At 34.1% G+C, this 17,824-nt stretch carries 18 protein-coding genes; all 18 read left to right on the forward strand.

Annotated features, from left to right (window positions below; translation table 11 throughout):
• Positions 1–131 precede the first annotated feature (131 nt).
• The 18 genes from SC79_RS18195 (at position 132) to SC79_RS18280 (ending at position 17,646) form a co-directional block, all read left to right on the forward strand.
• A complete protein-coding gene (locus tag SC79_RS18195; RefSeq protein ID WP_039076282.1) occupies positions 132–1,088 on the forward strand; it encodes a hypothetical protein in 957 nt (318 codons plus the stop codon).
• 122 nt (positions 1,089–1,210) lie between these two features.
• Positions 1,211–1,552, forward strand: coding sequence for a CagC family type IV secretion system protein (locus SC79_RS18200; RefSeq protein WP_052245633.1), 342 nt, complete (start codon positions 1,211–1,213; stop codon positions 1,550–1,552).
• Positions 1,553–1,616: 64 nt separating this feature from the next.
• Entirely contained in the window at positions 1,617–2,021 is a 405-nt protein-coding gene (locus SC79_RS18205; protein ID WP_039076283.1) for a hypothetical protein, read from the forward strand.
• Entirely contained in the window at positions 2,018–2,596 is a 579-nt protein-coding gene (locus tag SC79_RS18210) for a hypothetical protein (RefSeq protein WP_039076284.1), read from the forward strand. The genes SC79_RS18205 and SC79_RS18210 overlap by 4 nt, the downstream gene beginning before the upstream one ends.
• 22 nt (positions 2,597–2,618) lie before the next feature.
• On the forward strand, positions 2,619–4,628 hold the full coding sequence (locus SC79_RS18215; protein ID WP_052245634.1) for a VirB4 family type IV secretion system protein: 2,010 nt from the start codon (positions 2,619–2,621) through the stop codon (positions 4,626–4,628).
• Between the two features lie 11 nt (positions 4,629–4,639).
• Positions 4,640–6,028, forward strand: a complete 1,389-nt coding sequence (locus tag SC79_RS18220; protein WP_156122681.1) for a hypothetical protein — start codon at positions 4,640–4,642, stop codon at positions 6,026–6,028.
• Complete coding sequence (locus tag SC79_RS18225) at positions 6,025–7,098, forward strand: bifunctional lytic transglycosylase/C40 family peptidase (protein WP_052245635.1); 1,074 nt, start codon at positions 6,025–6,027, stop codon at positions 7,096–7,098. The genes SC79_RS18220 and SC79_RS18225 overlap by 4 nt, the downstream gene beginning before the upstream one ends.
• A 12-nt stretch (positions 7,099–7,110) precedes the next feature.
• Positions 7,111–7,692 carry a hypothetical protein gene (locus tag SC79_RS18230; protein WP_039076287.1) on the forward strand — a complete coding sequence of 194 codons (582 nt, stop codon included), beginning with the start codon at positions 7,111–7,113 and terminating at the stop codon, positions 7,690–7,692.
• 9 nt (positions 7,693–7,701) lie between these two features.
• Positions 7,702–8,127: a hypothetical protein gene (locus SC79_RS18235; RefSeq protein WP_039076288.1), complete on the forward strand. Its 426-nt coding sequence runs from the start codon at positions 7,702–7,704 to the stop codon at positions 8,125–8,127.
• A complete protein-coding gene (locus SC79_RS18240) occupies positions 8,120–9,709 on the forward strand; it encodes a VirD4-like conjugal transfer protein, CD1115 family (protein WP_039076289.1) in 1,590 nt (529 codons plus the stop codon). The genes SC79_RS18235 and SC79_RS18240 overlap by 8 nt, the downstream gene beginning before the upstream one ends.
• 2 nt (positions 9,710–9,711) lie before the next feature.
• Complete coding sequence (locus tag SC79_RS18245; RefSeq protein ID WP_039076290.1) at positions 9,712–10,572, forward strand: conjugal transfer protein TrbL family protein; 861 nt, start codon at positions 9,712–9,714, stop codon at positions 10,570–10,572.
• A gap of 12 nt (positions 10,573–10,584) precedes the next feature.
• Entirely contained in the window at positions 10,585–11,922 is a 1,338-nt protein-coding gene (locus SC79_RS18250) for a hypothetical protein (RefSeq protein WP_039076291.1), read from the forward strand.
• Positions 11,923–11,974: 52 nt separating this feature from the next.
• Complete coding sequence (locus SC79_RS18255; RefSeq protein WP_052245636.1) at positions 11,975–13,021, forward strand: DUF3991 domain-containing protein; 1,047 nt, start codon at positions 11,975–11,977, stop codon at positions 13,019–13,021.
• Between the two features lie 54 nt (positions 13,022–13,075).
• Complete coding sequence (locus SC79_RS18260; protein ID WP_039076292.1) at positions 13,076–13,432, forward strand: hypothetical protein; 357 nt, start codon at positions 13,076–13,078, stop codon at positions 13,430–13,432.
• Between the two features lie 86 nt (positions 13,433–13,518).
• Entirely contained in the window at positions 13,519–15,570 is a 2,052-nt protein-coding gene (locus SC79_RS18265; protein ID WP_039076293.1) for a DNA topoisomerase, read from the forward strand.
• 46 nt (positions 15,571–15,616) lie between these two features.
• Positions 15,617–16,252 (forward strand): restriction endonuclease, encoded by a 636-nt coding sequence (locus SC79_RS18270; RefSeq protein ID WP_231559214.1) that lies wholly within the window; start codon positions 15,617–15,619, stop codon positions 16,250–16,252.
• A 31-nt stretch (positions 16,253–16,283) separates the two neighbouring features.
• On the forward strand, positions 16,284–17,381 hold the full coding sequence (locus tag SC79_RS18275; protein ID WP_039076294.1) for a DUF6012 family protein: 1,098 nt from the start codon (positions 16,284–16,286) through the stop codon (positions 17,379–17,381).
• 25 nt (positions 17,382–17,406) lie between these two features.
• Entirely contained in the window at positions 17,407–17,646 is a 240-nt protein-coding gene (locus tag SC79_RS18280) for a hypothetical protein (protein WP_039076295.1), read from the forward strand.
• The last annotated feature ends 178 nt before the right edge of the window (positions 17,647–17,824 follow it).

A 17,824-nucleotide genomic window follows, 5' to 3' on the forward strand; every position in this document is an offset into this window, starting at 1 on the left:
GATTATTGGTGTAGCAATCGGCACATTGCTTGCCGCAGCATTACCTGAAGTATTCCAGCAGCTGATCAACATCATGAACAAAAAAATCAATACGATTGTTTAAGTAATCTAAATTATAGGGGGAATCGAAATTGAAAGAAGACAATTTGTTAGACATACAACGGACTCTCAAAAATGCTCTTGATTTGTTGAAAAAAATGACGAATCCAGAACTTAAAGATGACTTGTCCGTATCTGTTCAAGTGATTGATCAGATGATTGATAAAAATGAATTGAAAAAAGATGATTTGTCAGAAATTAAACGTGATCTTAATAATGCCTTGGATTTCTTTAAAGGTGGATCAAATGATCTAGAAATCGTAAAAGAACTATCAGAATCAGTTCAAAAGGTAGATGGGTTGTCTCAGCAATTGTTAACTGAGAAAGGTTTGGGAAACCTGAATCAGCAGCCTGATGTGTTTGAGAACATCGAAAAACGCTTTGCCGAGATTGAAAGGATGTTGAAAAGTATTGAGGTAAGCATTCAAGGATCTGGGAAAAATGAAATTAATGTGAAAGAAGAATTCGAAAAAATATTAGAGCAATTAAAGGAATTAGTCACAAAATATGTCGACCAACTTAAATCTTCATTAGAGGGAAAAGTTGATCATATTAAAGCTGAAGCTAATCACTTAATTGCAAGTAAGGTTCAAAATGTTAATCAGAAGATTAAAGATTTATCTGAAACCATTGATAAAACCTTCCCTTTAAAAAGTGACCAGCAAGCTACTAAGGAACTAGCAAAGGCACAATCGTTAGACAAAACAAAGGATATATCTGAAAAAAATAATACTGAACAACGACCTGGTGAAAAGAAAGGGAAATATCACCACAGTGAAGTGCAGCCAGTTAGCAAGATAGAAAAAGAAAACGAAGGTTTAAAAACTTTTCTCAAAGCTTTTAAAGAAAGATATCCGAATGAATTCAACAATGTGCTTGATTCGATGAATCAAGCAATACAGTCGGGTGACAAAACAAATGATTTGACTAAAAATAATTCACTTCAGAAAAAAACTGTAGTTGAAGAAAAAGAAGTATTGGAGTTATAAAACATATATTTCATCCATCTGAGTAGTGCCACCAACACTACTAGATTGGGTATTCTTAATACTTTGAAAAACGACATGATAGAGAAAATTGCTTTTTTGATGAAGATAAAAGGAGAATGGAAATGAATTTTATAAAAAAGAATTGGATTATGCTTGCAATGATTGCATATGTACTTGTATTGACCTTTTTAATTCCAGACACCAGTTTCGCTGCGTCATCAACTGGACAAGTTCAAACAAAATTGAATAAAGGTATTGTGGCTATCCAAGGTGTTGCTACGGCTATTATTGTAGCAATAGGTGTATTCGCTGGATCGAAAATTGTTGGTAAATTTTTACCTTCATTAGATGATCCTCATAGTAAAACGGAAATGTGGAAATCGTTGGGGGCAGTAGCTATTGGTGTTATTGCCGGTGCTGCAATGCCGTGGATTCTTCCTTGGCTATTCGCAACTTTCAAATAAACACTGTTTTAAAAAGAGGATTAGGGAACACTTAATCCTCTTTTCTCTTTGGGAGGGAAACTTTATGAATATTATGGACAAGGAAAATGTAAAGGAAGCAATTGTAGAACTCCTCGGTGAGAGTAGTTATAAAGGGAGAAAGTGGTTCTTTCCTAAGAATGTAGATAACAAATACAAAATTTTTGGGAACGTGACTGTCAAAGAGTTGTTTACTGTTATTGCACCATTCATTTTACTTGCTGTAGGAGTAGCTGCTTTACCCCCCTACAGTTCTATTTTCTTCTGGATATTTAAATTTTTTATGGTTGTATTACTTATACTTATTCCCACTATCTATATAAATTATAGGCCAGTAAAATATCGAGAGAACATCAGAACGAAGGATTGGATAAAAGAAGTAATTGAATACCGAAAAAAACAAAAAGTATATTTTATTAATTCTAAAGACAAAGGAGTTGACCCTTTTTGAAGTCATTTAATGATATTAGTCCACTGGAAGGCGTTTATTCTGACTTTGTATTCCTTAAAGAAAATGCCTTGGTTACCATTATAAAAGTTCCTGGTATAAATGTTGATCTATTATCATCGAATCAGCAAAATTTGCTTTTTGACAGTTATGGAGCGTTTGTGTCTCAATACGTTCATTATAAATTGCAAACATTATCAATGACCGTTCCTGTTAAGATGGATGGTTATATAAAAAAATGGAAAGAAAGATACATTGAATCACTAAATGATCGTAATATGACTAATGATTTAAAACAACTTATAGCCTCATATCTATATGAATATCAAAAAAGTGAAACAGATTTGGACACTGCTGTTAAGGCACATTTTATGGTATTGAAAGAAGAACTAAAAGAAACTACTCTCGAAAATTTAAGACTGGCTGAAAAAAGGTTGATTGAAAAAAGGGATGAGGTTGTTAGATCGCTACATTCAGTTTTAGAGGAATACGATAGTAATCCAGAAATTTTGACAGCCACTGAAAGTTTATCACTTTTACACCAGTTTTTAGATTATCGTTCTTCGATGTTTTCATAATAGAAAGAAAGGATGGATTATATTGAGTTTATCTGCGTTATTTAAGAGTTTTAAGTCGAAAGAACAGAAGAATGACAAGGGAAAAGAAGTAAATGAAATTAAGGGGTTAATTGATAAGGATGTAATTGATAGCATATACCCCTTCGTATTTGAAACTAACAGGGATCACATCGCAGCAGGAGGAAATTTTATAAAACCTTATGTTGTTTTGAGTTATCCAGGCGAGCCAACAGGGAATTGGTTGTCGCCTTTAAAAAGATTAAAAGGTAATGTGGCTATTTCCCAACATCTAGAGCCGGCAAACGGGGAGACATTAAATCATTTCTACAATGAGACAATTAAGAATAAAGAAGCTGAACTGTTAAGAACTCTTGATCCATATAGAAGTGAAAAAATAAAAAAAGAGATTAAATCTGCGAGAATGCAGCTAGAACAATCTTTAGATGAAAAGAGCACATATTTATATTTATATACTTATATTATCCTTCAAGGGAAGTCTGAAATGGAACTGAATTCACTAGAGGAAGCATTAAATCGAGTTTTAATTAAAACTAACCTAAAAGCGATTGTTCCATACAGGAAAATTGATGAGGCTTTTTGGTCTTGTCTACCCCTTGGATTAAATAAACTCAGTGAATATACCTACTCTATGACTAACTCTGTTAGTGCTAGTTCTTTCATGCCATTTGATGATAATGAAATATGTGATTTAACACAAACATCCACAATAGAAGGGAAAAATAAGGATACAAACAGCTTCATAGCTGTAGATTACCTTAATCGAAAGAGGACTTTAAATCGTAACAAAAGTGTTCTAGGTACATCCGGTGGAGGGAAATCAACATATATCGGGAAAAACATTTTGCAAAATGTTGCAGAAGGATCATCAAATATTTATTTAATTGATCCAGAAGCTGAAAGCAGTCAGAGAGTTCTTGCACTTGGTGGTACTGTCATAGATTTATCAAGTGCTAGTCCTGTCAGATTAAATCCTTTTGAAATTCAGTCTGTATATTTGGATGCTGATGATGACGATACAGTAAAACAAATAGACAGACAGCTGAAAGATGAAGAGGTTGACAACTTGATTAGACAAAAAGTCCAAAGGCTAAAAGGGATACACAGAGCTATCATGCCTGAAATGAATCGAGTTCAGTTATCCATTATTTCAAAGGAAACAATGGGGATTTACGATACGTTTAGAAAAACTAAAAATTTAGGAGAAATGAGTTCAAGTGATTTCCCTATCCTTGAAGACTTATATAATGCTTTAAAAAGATTAGAAAAGACAGACATAGAGAAATACAAATTGATAGAAGAATATTGCTTTATTTTAGAAGACATGGTTCATGGATCAAGCACTATTTTAAATGGGCATACTAATGTTGATTTGTCATCAAAATTAATTTCTTTCAACTTGAAACCATTACAAACTGAGACAGACATGCAATCAGTGGTTTATTTGAATACATTTGGATTCTTGTGGGATATGATTACCAGCAATAAATCTGTATCAGATTTGCTCTTCTGTGATGAATTTCACTTCTTACTTAAAAATGAAGATAGTGCTGACTTCTTCTTACAAGCATATAAACGCTTCAGGAAATATAACGCCGGAGTTACTGTAACAACTCAACAAATTGGTGATTTGCTAAAATCGACATCTGAAGGCGATGAATTGATTGGGACAGCTATTTTAGGAAATAGTTATACGAAGGTCTTTTTCGGAATGGAAGACATGGAGGTTGAGACGATTAAAACTAAGTTAAAAATAAATCTCTCGAAAAAAGAAGAAGACTTTTTGAAAAGCAAAAGACAAGGGGAAGCACTGTTTATGTACGGGAAAAAAAGAGCAGAATTAAAAGTTAACCTGACTCTCGAAGAATTGAGAATTTTCAACCCAGAAAGATACAAAGAGATAACTGGCGAAGATCCTAAAGTAGTCCCTGATTGGTCTTCTAAAGTTTACCTTACTCAAAGTGAATTGTTGCAACTATCCTCGGATTTAGATAGGAGAGATCATGCAGTATGAAGAGGATTACAATGATTGGTGACTTAACGTCATACGTTAATGAGAATGAGTATAAACTCGAAATCGATGAAAAGTTATCGAGTGTTACAAGTTTAGAAGATTTGGAGGACTTAGAATATCCTTCAAACAATTTTTTTGAGTTGGAAAGCGCAAGCAAACAAGAAAATAAAATCTTTTTAGTTTATAGTATCCCCAAAGATTTTAAAACATTACATGCAGCTAAAAAATATAATAGGGTTATAAAGCTACAGATGATTAAAAACCTTCTTGATAATGATCCATTAGGAGAGTGTGGAGGGAAGACATATCTTGATCTTAACAATATTTTCTTCAGGGGTTTTAACGAGATTAAGCTTATGTATAGGTCAAATGGTAACACTCCTTATTCTAAAGAAAGTATTTTAGATCAATATAAGTTATTTATATTTGGGTTCTATAGTGATCAATTTTCATATAAACGATTTGCAATAAACAAGGATGAATTGTTAGTAAAAGAAGACAGTGAATTCATGTTTTCTATAAATCACTCGGTATCGTTTGCAGAACTAAAATCTTATGTTGAAAAAGAGCTTGAAAATGAACAAATTCGAACTTATAACCAAATCCAAAAGTCTACCAAAAAGAAGAAAAACTCTTGGGTAAGAAAACTGATAATTGGTGGTGCATCAGTTGTAGTGTTGCTTCTTCTCATGGTCATTGTAATCAAACATACTGAAAGTAGTGTTGCCTCAGAATATGAGCAAGAAGCTAAAGATGTTGAGTTACAGAAGGATCTGTCTATGGCTTTGTCTAGTGGGGATACTGATAAGGCAATAACACTTATGAAAAGACAGGGTAGCAGCAAACATGATATTGCTAAGATGTTGCTCGATGCCGGTAAATATGATGAAGCTATTTCATATGATGGTTCAATTGAAGAGGAAGTTGTTAAAAAGCTATATAAATTAAAGAATACTAAACAAATTTTAAAATTAAAATCCAATTCTCCTTTTATGGCGGTAGAAAAAGATATTGTGCGTTTCAATGTTGATGATTTGTCTACACAGGCTACATTAATTGAGAATAAGAATTCACTCAAAAGGTTGGGAATTGCCTTTTTAGATCATAATGAATATGAGTTAGCCAAAGATGTCTTTGACAGGATGGTTAATGGTGATGATTCAGACGGACTAAAACTGAATAAAAAAGACAAACGGGAAGCATCATATTATTCAGAAATAGCGAAGCTGAAAATTGAAATTGATGAAATAAATCAAAGTATCTTGGCCATAAAGGATAAATTTAAGAATGATCCAGAAAAGTTGAAAAACAATAGTGAAATGAATAAATTAGAAGACAGCTTGATGGATAAACAAAAAAGACTTGCTCAATACGAAGAAAAAACGGGGCAACAAAAATGAGTGTTGCAACTGTAAAATTGGCTACTACAGTAGCCCAACATGCTTATAAACATAAAGGAAAGCTTTTCATTATGGGTGCTTCCGTTTCAATGCTCTTATTTGCAGGAGCATTTTTTGTTTTTTTAGGAAACGATTCTTCGCAAGGTACAGTTGATAGTGGTACAGCTAACGTAAATGAAAAAGTTGCAAAATGGAAACCAGTGGTGAGTCAATACGCCGATAAATATGGAATCCCTGATTATGTGGATGTAATACTTGCAATTATGATGGTGGAGACTGGAGGCGATTCACTTGATATCATGCAAAGTTCAGAATCGATGGGGCTACCACCGAATTCAATATCTGATCCATCCCTATCCATACAAGTAGGTGTAAAATACTTTGCGGAAACAGTAAATGATGCGAAAAAAAAGAAACTTGATTTTTGGACTCCGGTTCAAAGTTATAACTTTGGAGGAGGTTTCAATAATTATGTTTCAAAGAATGGGAAAAAGTATACATTTGAATTGGCTAGTGATTTTGCGAAAAAACAGGCGAATGGTGCGAAAACAAAGTACAGTAATCCTGTAGCCGACTTCAATGGGAATTTTAGATACTCTTATGGGAATATGTACTACGTAAAACTAGTACAACAGTATCTTAATGCACCATCAGGCGAAGTGGGCAATGCAGATGCTTCAGCCCTAGGCGTAAAAGCTTATAAAGATTTAATAGCAGAGGTCAGTAAGTATAAAGGTTGGGGATACACTTGGGGTGGCAGTAGTCCAACCGTTGGTTTTGATTGTAGTGGTCTTACGCAGTATGCTTTTGGGAAGATAGGTTATACTCTTCCAAGAACAGCAGCAGAGCAATATAATAAAACAATTAAAGTAGGTGACCCTCAACCGGGTGATCTTATTTTCTTTAAAGGAACAAATACAGATCGACCTTTTGATTCTATTACGCATGTGGGGATTTATGTGAATGAAAAACAAATGTACGATGCCAATAATTCAGGCATAGGGTATTCCACTTGGAATCAAGGTTACTGGAAAAGTCATTTAGCCGGATTTGGAAGAGTCTCTAAATAGGAGTGAAACATAATGAAAAATATCATTGTAAGGACTATTTTTATAGTCTTATTTTTTATATCAATTTTTACGAATATTACACTTGGCTTTAATTTGTCTGATCAAAAAAAGGCCTATGAGCAATCGGAAGCAAAAACAAAAGAGCTTGAAACAGAACTATATAAAGTAAAGAAACAGTTAAGTGATGCCCAGGACTCAATTAAAGAAAGTGAAACTGCATATGATTCGAAAAAGAAACAATTAGTTAAAGATTTTTTCAAGGCCCAATATGAATATACAACAAAAAGTTATAAAGAACGTTACGACAAAATCAAACAATATGTTAGTAATGAAGTTTATGGACAACTTACAGCAGCCGGTGTTCCTGACACCCCAAAAGTCTCCTTTAAAAACAAAATCACAGATTTGCAATTGTTTTTAACGCCTTCTAATGACGGTCAAGTAAGTGGGTTGGTGTTGTTACAAACAGAGTACGAAGTAGAGGGGCTTAAAAACCCAAAGGTAACACAGCTATTCAAAGTTAAAGTGAACAATAATCGAATCAATAAATTAGAAACTCTTGGGACATTTGCAGAATCTATAAAAGAAAGTTGAGGGAAGGTCATGAAAGGAAAAATATTTGCTTTTTCAGTTCTGGGAGTTTTCCTGATTTATATGTCAATTTTTATTTCGGGAATTATCCCTCTATTTGCGAAGTATAAAACTGATTTTACGTCTGAATTATTAACAGAATACACTCTAAACGTTGTGTTTCATCCAATAAAAAATACAACTGAATTTATGGCCGATCAAAACCCATTAATCTATTTCACTCTAATCGGATCTATTGTTCTTCTTATCTATCTCGTTTTTAAAATGAGGACTAAAGAGTACCAAACTGTTGGTAAATCATATGGCGTTCAAGGATCAGCGAGGTGGGCTGTTAAAACTGAGATATTCAACGTTCCTGAAGAATTAACTATAGCATCTGTTAAAAGTCTAAAACAGGATATCGAAAATTCTTTGAAAGGAGAAGTTAATCATGACTAGCGAATACACTGGTTTAATTTTTGGTGTCAAAGACAAAAAAGTGCTTATTCAGCATGAAACAAGTGAATTGCCTAACAGGAATGTTGCTGTTGCCGGAGGCCCTGGTTCTTTTAAAACTCAAAGTTTTGTTTTGAGTAATGTAATCAATAATACAGATTGCAGCATTGTTGTTACCGATCCAAAAGGAGAAGTTTACGAAAAAACAGCAAAGATAAAAGAAGCACAAGGTTATCAAGTACGAGTAGTGAATTTCAAACACATGTCTCTTTCAGATCATTACAATCCATTTGGATACGTAAGAAAAGACTTGGATGCCACAACAGTAGCAAACACCATTGTTAGTGCAAAAAACGATCCTAAAAAGAAAGATATCTGGTTTAATGCTCAATTAGGATTGTTAAAGTCCTTAATTCTTTATGCAAAATCAGAATTTCATCCTCATAAAAGAAACATGGAAGGCATTTTGGACTTTCTTCAGGAATTCGACCCAGAAGCTAACGAAGATGGAGAAAGCGAATTAGATCAGAAATTTATGGCTTTGGATAAAAGACACCCAGCTAGAAGAAGTTATGAGCTGGGTTTTAAAAAATCACAAGAAAAGACTAGAGCGAGTATTATTATTAGCTTGTTAACAACTATAGGTGATTATGTAGATGATGAGGTTGCTGGCTTTACAAGCAGCAATGATTTTTTCTTTGAAGACATTGGAAAAAAGAAAATCGCTTTATATGTATTGATCCCAACAATGGACAAAACATGGGAAGGCTTAATCAATTTATTCTTCACACAGATGTTTCAGGAATTGTACTTATTAGGGGATAAGCATGGGGCTAAACTGCCAACCCCTGTGGTTTTTCTTTTAGATGAGTTTCCTAACTTGGGTAAATTTGATGCCTATGAAGAGTTTCTGGCCACTTGTCGAGGCTATAGAATATCTTGCTGCACAATTTTTCAGAATTACACGCAGCTTATGGACAAGTACGGTAAAGAAAAAGCAGAGTCGATTCTAGGGAACTGTGCAATTAAGATTTGTTTAGGAAACGTAAATGAAACAACTGCAAAATATTTCAGTGATCTTATGGGTAAGACAACGGTCAAAGTTGATACAGGTAGTTCTTCTTTATCCAAAGGTAAAAGTGGGAGTTCTTCTTCCTCACAAAGCTTTAATTACACAGGAAGAATGTTGATGCATCCAGATGAGATACAAACAATGAATAAAAAAACAAGTTTAGTTTTGTTATCGGGTAAATCACCTATTAAATGTGAAAAAGCATTTCAATTTGTTTTGTTTCCGAATTTAGTTGACAAATTTGAAGTTTCGCAAATGGATTATAAGAGGGAGATTAGCGCCGAAGCGAATGAGCAATTTGAAAAAGATGTACAGGATTATGAATCTAGGATTGAATATGGAAATGTGCCTGAATCATTAGATGAGGATGAGTTAGAAAAACAATATTCCGCAGATAAGGAACAAGAAGCTGTGTTTGAAGATATGAAAGTGAATATTGAGGAATATAAACAATCTCTTGCTGTTATCAATGCAATAAACTCTTCGGATGAAGAGGAAGAAGAAGAGGTGTAATTGTGTTTGATTGGATAAAAGATGCCTTCTCGGGTGTAATCGAAGATACCCTTAACGGTTGGGTCGAATCATTTATGAATTGGGTATTGGTAATGATTAATGAGTTTGTTTTTAAGCTGCCAGAATCTAAATTTGCCACAGATGTTTCAAATTTTTTAGTATGGTTTACAAGTACATTTGCGGTCGTGGTTGCCTTGTACAAGATCATTGAATATATCATCAACACACAAAATGGAACGCAGCAATACCCCTTGGATGAAATATTTCTCCGTGTGGGAAAGAGCGCAGTTTCGCTGTTAGTCCTCCCTTGGTTACTCAAAACAATTGTCATGGATTTTGCTTTGCCGATTGCTAATTATTTTGCTGCTTCAGGTACAGATTTTGATGGGAAAGGTGGCTATGCTGTTATATCAGCAGCATTAACAGGAAGTGCGTTAGGTTTAAGTGGTGGTGGCATAGTGATCACAGCACTACTGATATTTTTTGTGATTTCTTTTATTATGTTTGTTTTTTCGACTTGTGTATTTTATGCAGATTTCCTGGTAATGCAACTGCTTATAGCTCCTGTCTCGCTGTCAATGATAGCTGACGATAATAACTATTTCAGTATTTGGTGGAGAGAACTATTGTCAATGGTTGTATCGTTATTGCTTAAGTTATTTTTGGTTACTTTAGTTATCAATATCCTTTTCACAGGGGGAAACATTTACCTTGCTATCGGGGCTGCAACGTTAATTATCAAATCACCTTCTATCCTTAAACATATGTGGTATGCCGGTGGAGGAACAAAGGCGATGGCAAGAAGTGGCGGTTCAATTGGTTCTATGGGAAGTCGGATGTTACTTTCTAAGTTGATAAAGTAGGGGGATAATCACTTGTATTACGTAATATATAAACGAGGGCAAAATGCAGAAAAAAGTAAGGTGGCTTTTGAGAAGCCACTTACTTTTTCTAGTGCAAATGATATGTTGTCGATAGAATGTGAGAGGTATCAGCAAACTGGTATTGATATGAAGTTCACATACAAAATTATTGATGCTGAAACAGAAGAAAATGTTTTTAATAGTAAGATCCAAATAAACAAAAACACCCTTTCGTTTTTTGAGACAATCAAAAACAATTCAAATGTGCCAGAAAAGGTCGTTAAATATCTAGAGAAAATTGAACAAAAAGAAATTGTCGAGTCTGATGAACACTTGACGCATATTAACGATTCTGAAGCACGGTTAAATTTAGAGAACCTTAAAAGTAAAAAAGTTACACTTGAAAAAGCATTGGAAGATCAAGAAAAGATAAGCCGTGAACGAGAAATTGAATTCCAACGTAAAATGGATAAATTGGCAGCAGAAAAAGCTTCATTGGAAAAAATAATGGAAAGCAAGGAAAAAGAAGAGACAGAAAAAGAGTCCCTTCGAATTGAGAAATTAAAAAAACTTGAAGAAGAAGCAAAAAGAGCCACAGAAAGCATGAAAGAGCAAAGGGCTATTGAGAAAAAAAGCAAAGAACAATATGAAGAGCAACTTAAAGAAGTTGAGAAGTCAGCACATAAAGCCAAAAATGATTTAGAAAAAGTGGTAGCTGAATATGAAAAAAAACAAATTGAAAGAGCTAAAGAATTAAAGGCCATTGAGGAAGAAGCGAAGGAAGCAGAAAGGAAAGCACAATTATTAAAGGCAGAAATGGAAAAACAAGATCTGGAACACGAAGTGGAAAAAAGTGATTTGGAGACCAAGTTTATTCATGAAGTTCCAAACGAAAATGATCTTCCTGAAGATGGCAACCTTTTAGATGATGAACCTGAAGATACTGAACAGGATGAGAAAAATCCAAAAATGAATATTGTATCTAATATTGCCGGTACTTTGAAAAAAACAAGAAAAAAACACATCTTAAAAGATAGTTCAAATAAAGAGAATGATGTGAATGAACTGGTCGAGAAAAAACTGAAGTTTATTCTGGATCAAGTCGCCAGAGATCATAATAAGGAAAAAAAAGCTGCTGTAAGACAAGCCAAAATTGAATCTGAAGCCATGAAGAACATAAATAAGAGTCGTTTGCATGGTCATTTTTATAGTAAGACGAGATATCGCTGGATAGGTATTCTATTGGCAGCAGCTGCATGTGTTTATATATTTGACATTGATTTATTTGCAGTTGCAAACGAGCTGAGACAATACTGTGAGGAATTTTCATCATTAGTTTTAAAAAAATAACTTAACCAAGATGCATTAATGTGCTTCTTGGTTTTTTTGTGGAGTGGAGAAGATGAGAGCTATTTCAAAGGTAAAAAAAAGCAAACGTCCTCTGAGTCAAGAAGAGATTGATAAAGCTAGCGATATAAATATACTTCAGTATTTACTTTCAATTGGTGAACCCATCAAACCTGACTCAAATTCAACCAAATACTATAGGCACGAACAACATGATAGCTTACTCATCAGTTCACACAAAAATTACTTCAGCTGGAACAGCCGCAATGAATCAGGGAATGCAATAAAGTATTTGATGCTAGTACATGACCTTTCATTTCGAGACTCGGTGGAGAAAATAAACAAGGACTTGGAAAATGGGAAAGTTCATGAGTTTAAACCATCAGCACCAAAATACCCAGAAAAGTTCGTTTATGATGTGGTTGAAAAATCAACGACTGAAAATATCGTTAAATATCTGGTTGATGAAAGAAAGATTGATGCCGACTTGGTTAATATGTTGATCCAACATGATTATATCAAAGAGGACAAATATAAAAATGTGGTTTTTAAGTGGAAGGATAAAGAGGGGAATCTAATTGGTGCAAATTCACAAGGGACTAGAGAGATCCCTTTGGAAAAAAGGATTAGAGAAGATAGAGCTTATTTCAAAAAAGAATTGCCAACAACTAAAAAAGCTACGTTTACGGGGTTTTCCTTAACCCTCGGTTATCCAGACAATCTTCTATATTTTGAATCAAATATAGATTTGTTGAGTTATTTGACTCTGTTTCGAGAAAAACTTCTGAATTGCAGATTGATTAGCATGGGTGGCTTAAAAAAAGAAACATATATTGAAAACTTAAAGTTGGCAGTCAATGAATTAGATATGGCAGGAAGGTCTTTAAAGTCAGTGAAGAACTGTGTGGATAATGATCAAGGAGGTAGAAAATTCGTGGAGGATGTAAAAACGATTGAAATTAAACATAAAGGTGAGGTAGTGCCGGTCATTGAGGATATCCCTATTTTGCCCGTTGGCTTTGATAAATGGGATTGGAATAATGAATTGCAAAAAAAGATTGAAAAAACGTTAGCAAAAGATGAGATAAATAATGAGTTATGAAGAAAGGCTGTTCGTTCAATTAGCTCAAATTGTTGTAGAAGGAATGAGAAATAGATGAAAAAATATGTGATTAGACTTCACAATAATAGTAAAGATGCTCATTTAATTTTTCATGCCACCCCAGATTTATCACATTTTTTATATCAATGGTATCTAACTGAAAATAAAAATGTATCGGGACTTCCAATTGAGGGATCGCAATATGAAAGTTACGTAACAACAACTGATATAGTAAAAGAAAAGGGCTATGACGGCCTATATTTATACTGTAAATGTATAGATTTAAACACAAAGCGAGAATTTAAAACAGAACTTATTAGATTATATTCTGATGTAAATAAAATACTAGATTCTGACACAGTTTTTGATGAAGTATCATATTACGATCAATCCGGTCACATTATTTCATAAAATAAAACTTTGAAAATTGAGGAAGTCATCTAATAAATAGATCGACTTCTTTTTTAAAGAACTCAAAAAAGGAGCTTGTTGAAAAAATGAAAGAATTGTTTGTTTGTGAAAAACCTAGTATCGCACGCTATTTAGCTCAAGTAATTTCAGGAGGATTTACAGAATCTAATGGTTATTACACCGGTAAAGATGGCCGTGTTTATGGAGCAGCAATTGGACATTTAGTCCAATGCAAGTCACCACAAGAAATTAATGAGAAATGGAGTTGGAAAGGTGACCCTTCTAATTTCCCATTCTTCATGACAGATATTCCTTTGAAAGTAATTGATACACCTGCTCATAAACAGAAATTTAAGTTGCTGGTCGATTTAATGAAGAAGGCAGACACTATTTATGTTGCTACTGATGCAGGACGTGAAGGTGAGCATATTTTCAGGAAAATCTATAAGTTGAGTGGGGTGAATAACAAGAAGTTAAAACGTGTTTGGTTGAAAAACCTGACCGAAAATGGTGTAAGAAAGTCTTTTGAAAACGTTAGCGATGCAAAAAATTACGATGGTTTGGCGTTGGCAGGGCAATTGAGAGAGGAATCTGACTTGATGATTGGTACAAATGCAACTGTCCTTACTACAAAATTGAGCAACAGCAAAAATGTTTTATCACTCGGCCGAGTACAAACGCCTACTTTGGCCATGATCGTCAATAGAGATAAACAGATTGAAAACTTTTCAAAAGTGACTCATTACACAGTTGCAACAGTCGATCAAGTAGGGAACAAATTTGAATTAGTCCTGGATAACGATACACATTTAAATAAAGAACAAGCAAAGAAGATCATTGATCAGCTAGGCAGAAGAGAAAACTTTTCAGTGAATAGCGAGACTAAAAAAGAAAAGCCTGAAAAATTATTTGACCTTACTGAATTGCAAAAGCATATGAATAAAAAACATAAGTGGAGTGCTAAAAAGACATTAGAGATAACTCAAAAGTTGTACGAAAAACAATATGTGACATATCCACGAACAAATTCTCAGTATATTGCAAGTGATGAGGAACTATCTGGTGTATTGGCAAGCCATTCAGGTAATGGAGTTATTAAAAAGATACTTGAAGAAGGTTATTCCATTGAACCTTCTTTTGTTAATCCAGAAAAAGTGACGGATCATGAAGCAATCATAATTACTGAAAAACAGAAAGGCAGTTTAGATATAGATGAAGATTTGCTTTACAATGTAATCCTTACAAGGTTTGCAGCTGCGTTCTATCCGGCGGCTGTAAAAAAAGAAACAGTTGCTTTATTTGAAGACGGTGAGTCTCAGTTTAAATCTAAAGAGACTGTATTAATTGAACCAGGATGGAGAGAACTTTATAACTCAGATATTGAAGAGGGTACATTGGAACAATCAGATTTGAGCCAATTAGGAGATTATACATTGCTCGAAAAAGAAACTAAACCACCAGGTAGATATACTGAAGCTTCTTTGCTTAATGATATGAAACATGCTGCAAAGTTCTTAAATGTGTCCGAAGACAAAAAAATCATGAAACAAGTTGAAGGTATTGGTACGCCTGCCACTAGAGATTCGATTATAGAGACGCTTTTAAATCGGGGGTTTATAGAGAGAGACAAAAATAAATTAGTATCCACTAAATTAGGTAGAGAGCTAATTAACATGATGCCTGAAGATTTTAGCCTTTATAGCGTTCAGCTAACAGCATTATTTGAAACACTGTTAGCTGATGTTGAAAGGGGAGAATTAAGCAAAAAAGAATTTTACAAGGAATTAGAACAGCTGGTGATAAAAACATCAGAAGAAATTAGAAAGAATGTAAAGAAAGTGACAATTGAAACCGAAGAAAAAGAAGTCATAGCTGTATGTAAGAAGTGCGGCAATCCTATTTATGAGAGCAGTAAAGTATACGGTTGTTCGGGTTATCGGAAAAATGGGTGTAAAGTAGGCCTATTTAAAAACGGCTTAGAAAAGCTAGGGAAGAAAAAAGTCTCTAAAAAAGAAGCAAGTCAGTTATTAGCAGGAAAAGTTGTGAAAGTGCAGCTGAAGAGTAAAGGGAAAACATTCAAAGCAGACGTTGTCTTCAACTTCGATAAAAACTGGATTGAGTTTGCAAATAAGAAATAAAAGCCCCCGAAAGGGGCTTTTTATATTGAAGAAAAGAAGGGTTAGAATGAATGAAAACCACATGTTTGCTGTATTAGGAATAGTCATTTTCCTTTGGTCAATTGTTTTTTTAAAGCACCTTATAAAGTCAAAGCGAAATAAAAGTAACCTTAAGAAAACAGGAATTAATGACATAGACAATATGGATGGATATCAGTTCGAAAGGTACTTAGCTTTGTTGTTTGAAGCAAACGGATATCACGTCAAAGTCACGCCAGAAAGAGGGGATTTTGGTGCTGATTTAATATTAAAGTTTGAAGGGAAAAAAGTTGTTGTCCAAGCAAAGCGTCACAAAGCAAAGGTAGGAATCAAAGCCATTCAAGAAATTGTGGCAGCTAAATTGCACTACAAAGCAGATGAAGCTTGGGTTTTAACAAATAGCTTTTATACAAAGCCCGCAACAGAGTTAGCATTGAGTAACAGTGTCAGTTTGATGGATAGAAATGATTTAATGAAGTTCATACAGAAAATGAACCCTGCTGCTAATACTACTGCGAAAGAATTTATGGATAAGGTGAAGGCGAAGCCTATTAAATGTATCTGTGGGGAAAAAATGATAGGCAAAAAAAATAAAACAACAGGTCAGTTTTTCTATGGATGTTCGGCATATCCAAAATGTAAACATACAAAATCAATGTTGTGAAAGATATTGACTTAAGAAATGAGGAGAACAAATGGATAAGGCATTAGCAAGTTTATTAAGGCAACTCGGTCTTTATGAAGGAACGCCGATAATGGAAGAACGGATTTTGAAAGAAGTTTTGATTAACTGTAAAAGAGAGAGGAAGAATCTATCTAAAGATGAAATTAAGGAAAAAGGTCTCAACATTTATGAAAAACAGGGAATACGTGTCTCAGAACTCCTTAATGAAGCCATAAATAGAGGCTTAGCTGATTCTTTATATAATAACTATGGTGAACGAAAAGTATTTATTTCTCGTGAAGGTACAGACTTTTTAACTCGGTTTTATACAAATGATTTTTCATGTGAGTATATGCAATTTGAAAAGGAAATCAATAAAATGATGAGAGAACATGATGAATTGGAGTTAAGACAATTACAATTGGCGTCATTATTTTGGCACGGCCAGACTGTAGAAAATGTTTATGACTTTTATAGAGATAGTACAATTCAAAAGGAAAGTGCAGCATACCACAATTATTTACTTGAAATGAATGGGGTGAAAGATAAGAAAGATCAGAAAGATCAGTATATCTTTCATTTTATGCCTAAACTCTTTCTTCCTATTGAATGGGTCAGTACAGAAGTTGAAAATGTTGGGCTTCAGATTGAAGGTATTGAAACACCATCAGAAATGATACTAACCAAGCCCTATCCTAATACAAGATATGTGGTAGCTGGCAGAAAATTCGGTAGAGAAAAAACATCAGCTGGATTTTATCCAATTATTGCTGCCAAGGAGGATTTCCCTGAAGAACTTGATATTACGCTTCGATGGAGCATTGGGGAATATACTCATATAACCCATAAAATAAGAATAAACTTTGCGTTTGATGATCATGCAGGAAGTTTCTTCTCAAGCGAGCAGCATTTATCTCGTCAAAGCAAATTGGACGAATTCTCAATAATCACTTTTTTTGAGGATGACATTGAATTGTATGGAGGCCGAGACTATTCATATCAAATTAAAGAGACTGATGAAATTGTGATTGAAGAAAATGTAAAGCTGACTCACTTCCCAATCAAGTTGCATTTTGCTTTTCATGCTGATTCTCACTTTAATAAGTGGAGCGATAAATCTGGATTCTAATGGGTGAATGAGAAGAGGTGACAGAATGGGAAACCATCATGAATTTTTTTATAGGGGATATTCCATACAATATAAAATAATCAATGCCCCGGAAAACCCCGGATTGGATTATTTTCTTATGTTAACAAAGTTTCCCGCATGTTTTGGCAAAATAGAGGGGGATTTTTTTCAGGATGAAGATGATATTAGAAGGCATATTGATTATTTGTTAGGTGAAGAGTATGAGAGTATCCAGGATACTGAGTGTGGAGCCATCAAGAATTAAGATAATCACGCTGTCCTCCCTTGTAAAAAAGGTAGAGGGATGCACATGGCAAAATGATAAATATACTATGAATATTTAGTACAATGTACAAAATATATATTATCTTTTTACTTGTGAGTTAGATTGAACCTTACAGTCCTATAAGATATAATAAAAGTAAGTAGCATATATAATCAGA

This window comes from Bacillus sp. MSP13 (assembly GCF_000815295.1).
In the GTDB taxonomy this organism is placed as follows: domain Bacteria; phylum Bacillota; class Bacilli; order Bacillales; family Bacillaceae; genus Bacillus; species Bacillus vallismortis.

Bases quoted from the DNA above. Each gene is read 5' to 3' on its own strand.
- SC79_RS18200 (WP_052245633.1), top strand. From the start codon at position 1,211: ATGAATTTTATAAAAAAGAATTGGATTATGCTTGCAATGATTGCATAT.
- SC79_RS18205 (WP_039076283.1), top strand. From the start codon at position 1,617: ATGAATATTATGGACAAGGAAAATGTAAAGGAAGCAATTGTAGAACTC.
- SC79_RS18220 (WP_156122681.1), top strand. From the start codon at position 4,640: ATGATTGGTGACTTAACGTCATACGTTAATGAGAATGAGTATAAACTC.
- SC79_RS18225 (WP_052245635.1), top strand. From the start codon at position 6,025: ATGAGTGTTGCAACTGTAAAATTGGCTACTACAGTAGCCCAACATGCT.
- SC79_RS18230 (WP_039076287.1), top strand. From the start codon at position 7,111: ATGAAAAATATCATTGTAAGGACTATTTTTATAGTCTTATTTTTTATA.
- SC79_RS18235 (WP_039076288.1), top strand. From the start codon at position 7,702: ATGAAAGGAAAAATATTTGCTTTTTCAGTTCTGGGAGTTTTCCTGATT.
- SC79_RS18240 (WP_039076289.1), top strand. From the start codon at position 8,120: ATGACTAGCGAATACACTGGTTTAATTTTTGGTGTCAAAGACAAAAAA.
- SC79_RS18255 (WP_052245636.1), top strand. From the start codon at position 11,975: ATGAGAGCTATTTCAAAGGTAAAAAAAAGCAAACGTCCTCTGAGTCAA.
- SC79_RS18260 (WP_039076292.1), top strand. From the start codon at position 13,076: ATGAAAAAATATGTGATTAGACTTCACAATAATAGTAAAGATGCTCAT.
- SC79_RS18265 (WP_039076293.1), top strand. From the start codon at position 13,519: ATGAAAGAATTGTTTGTTTGTGAAAAACCTAGTATCGCACGCTATTTA.
- SC79_RS18270 (WP_231559214.1), top strand. From the start codon at position 15,617: ATGAATGAAAACCACATGTTTGCTGTATTAGGAATAGTCATTTTCCTT.
- SC79_RS18275 (WP_039076294.1), top strand. From the start codon at position 16,284: ATGGATAAGGCATTAGCAAGTTTATTAAGGCAACTCGGTCTTTATGAA.
- SC79_RS18280 (WP_039076295.1), top strand. From the start codon at position 17,407: ATGGGAAACCATCATGAATTTTTTTATAGGGGATATTCCATACAATAT.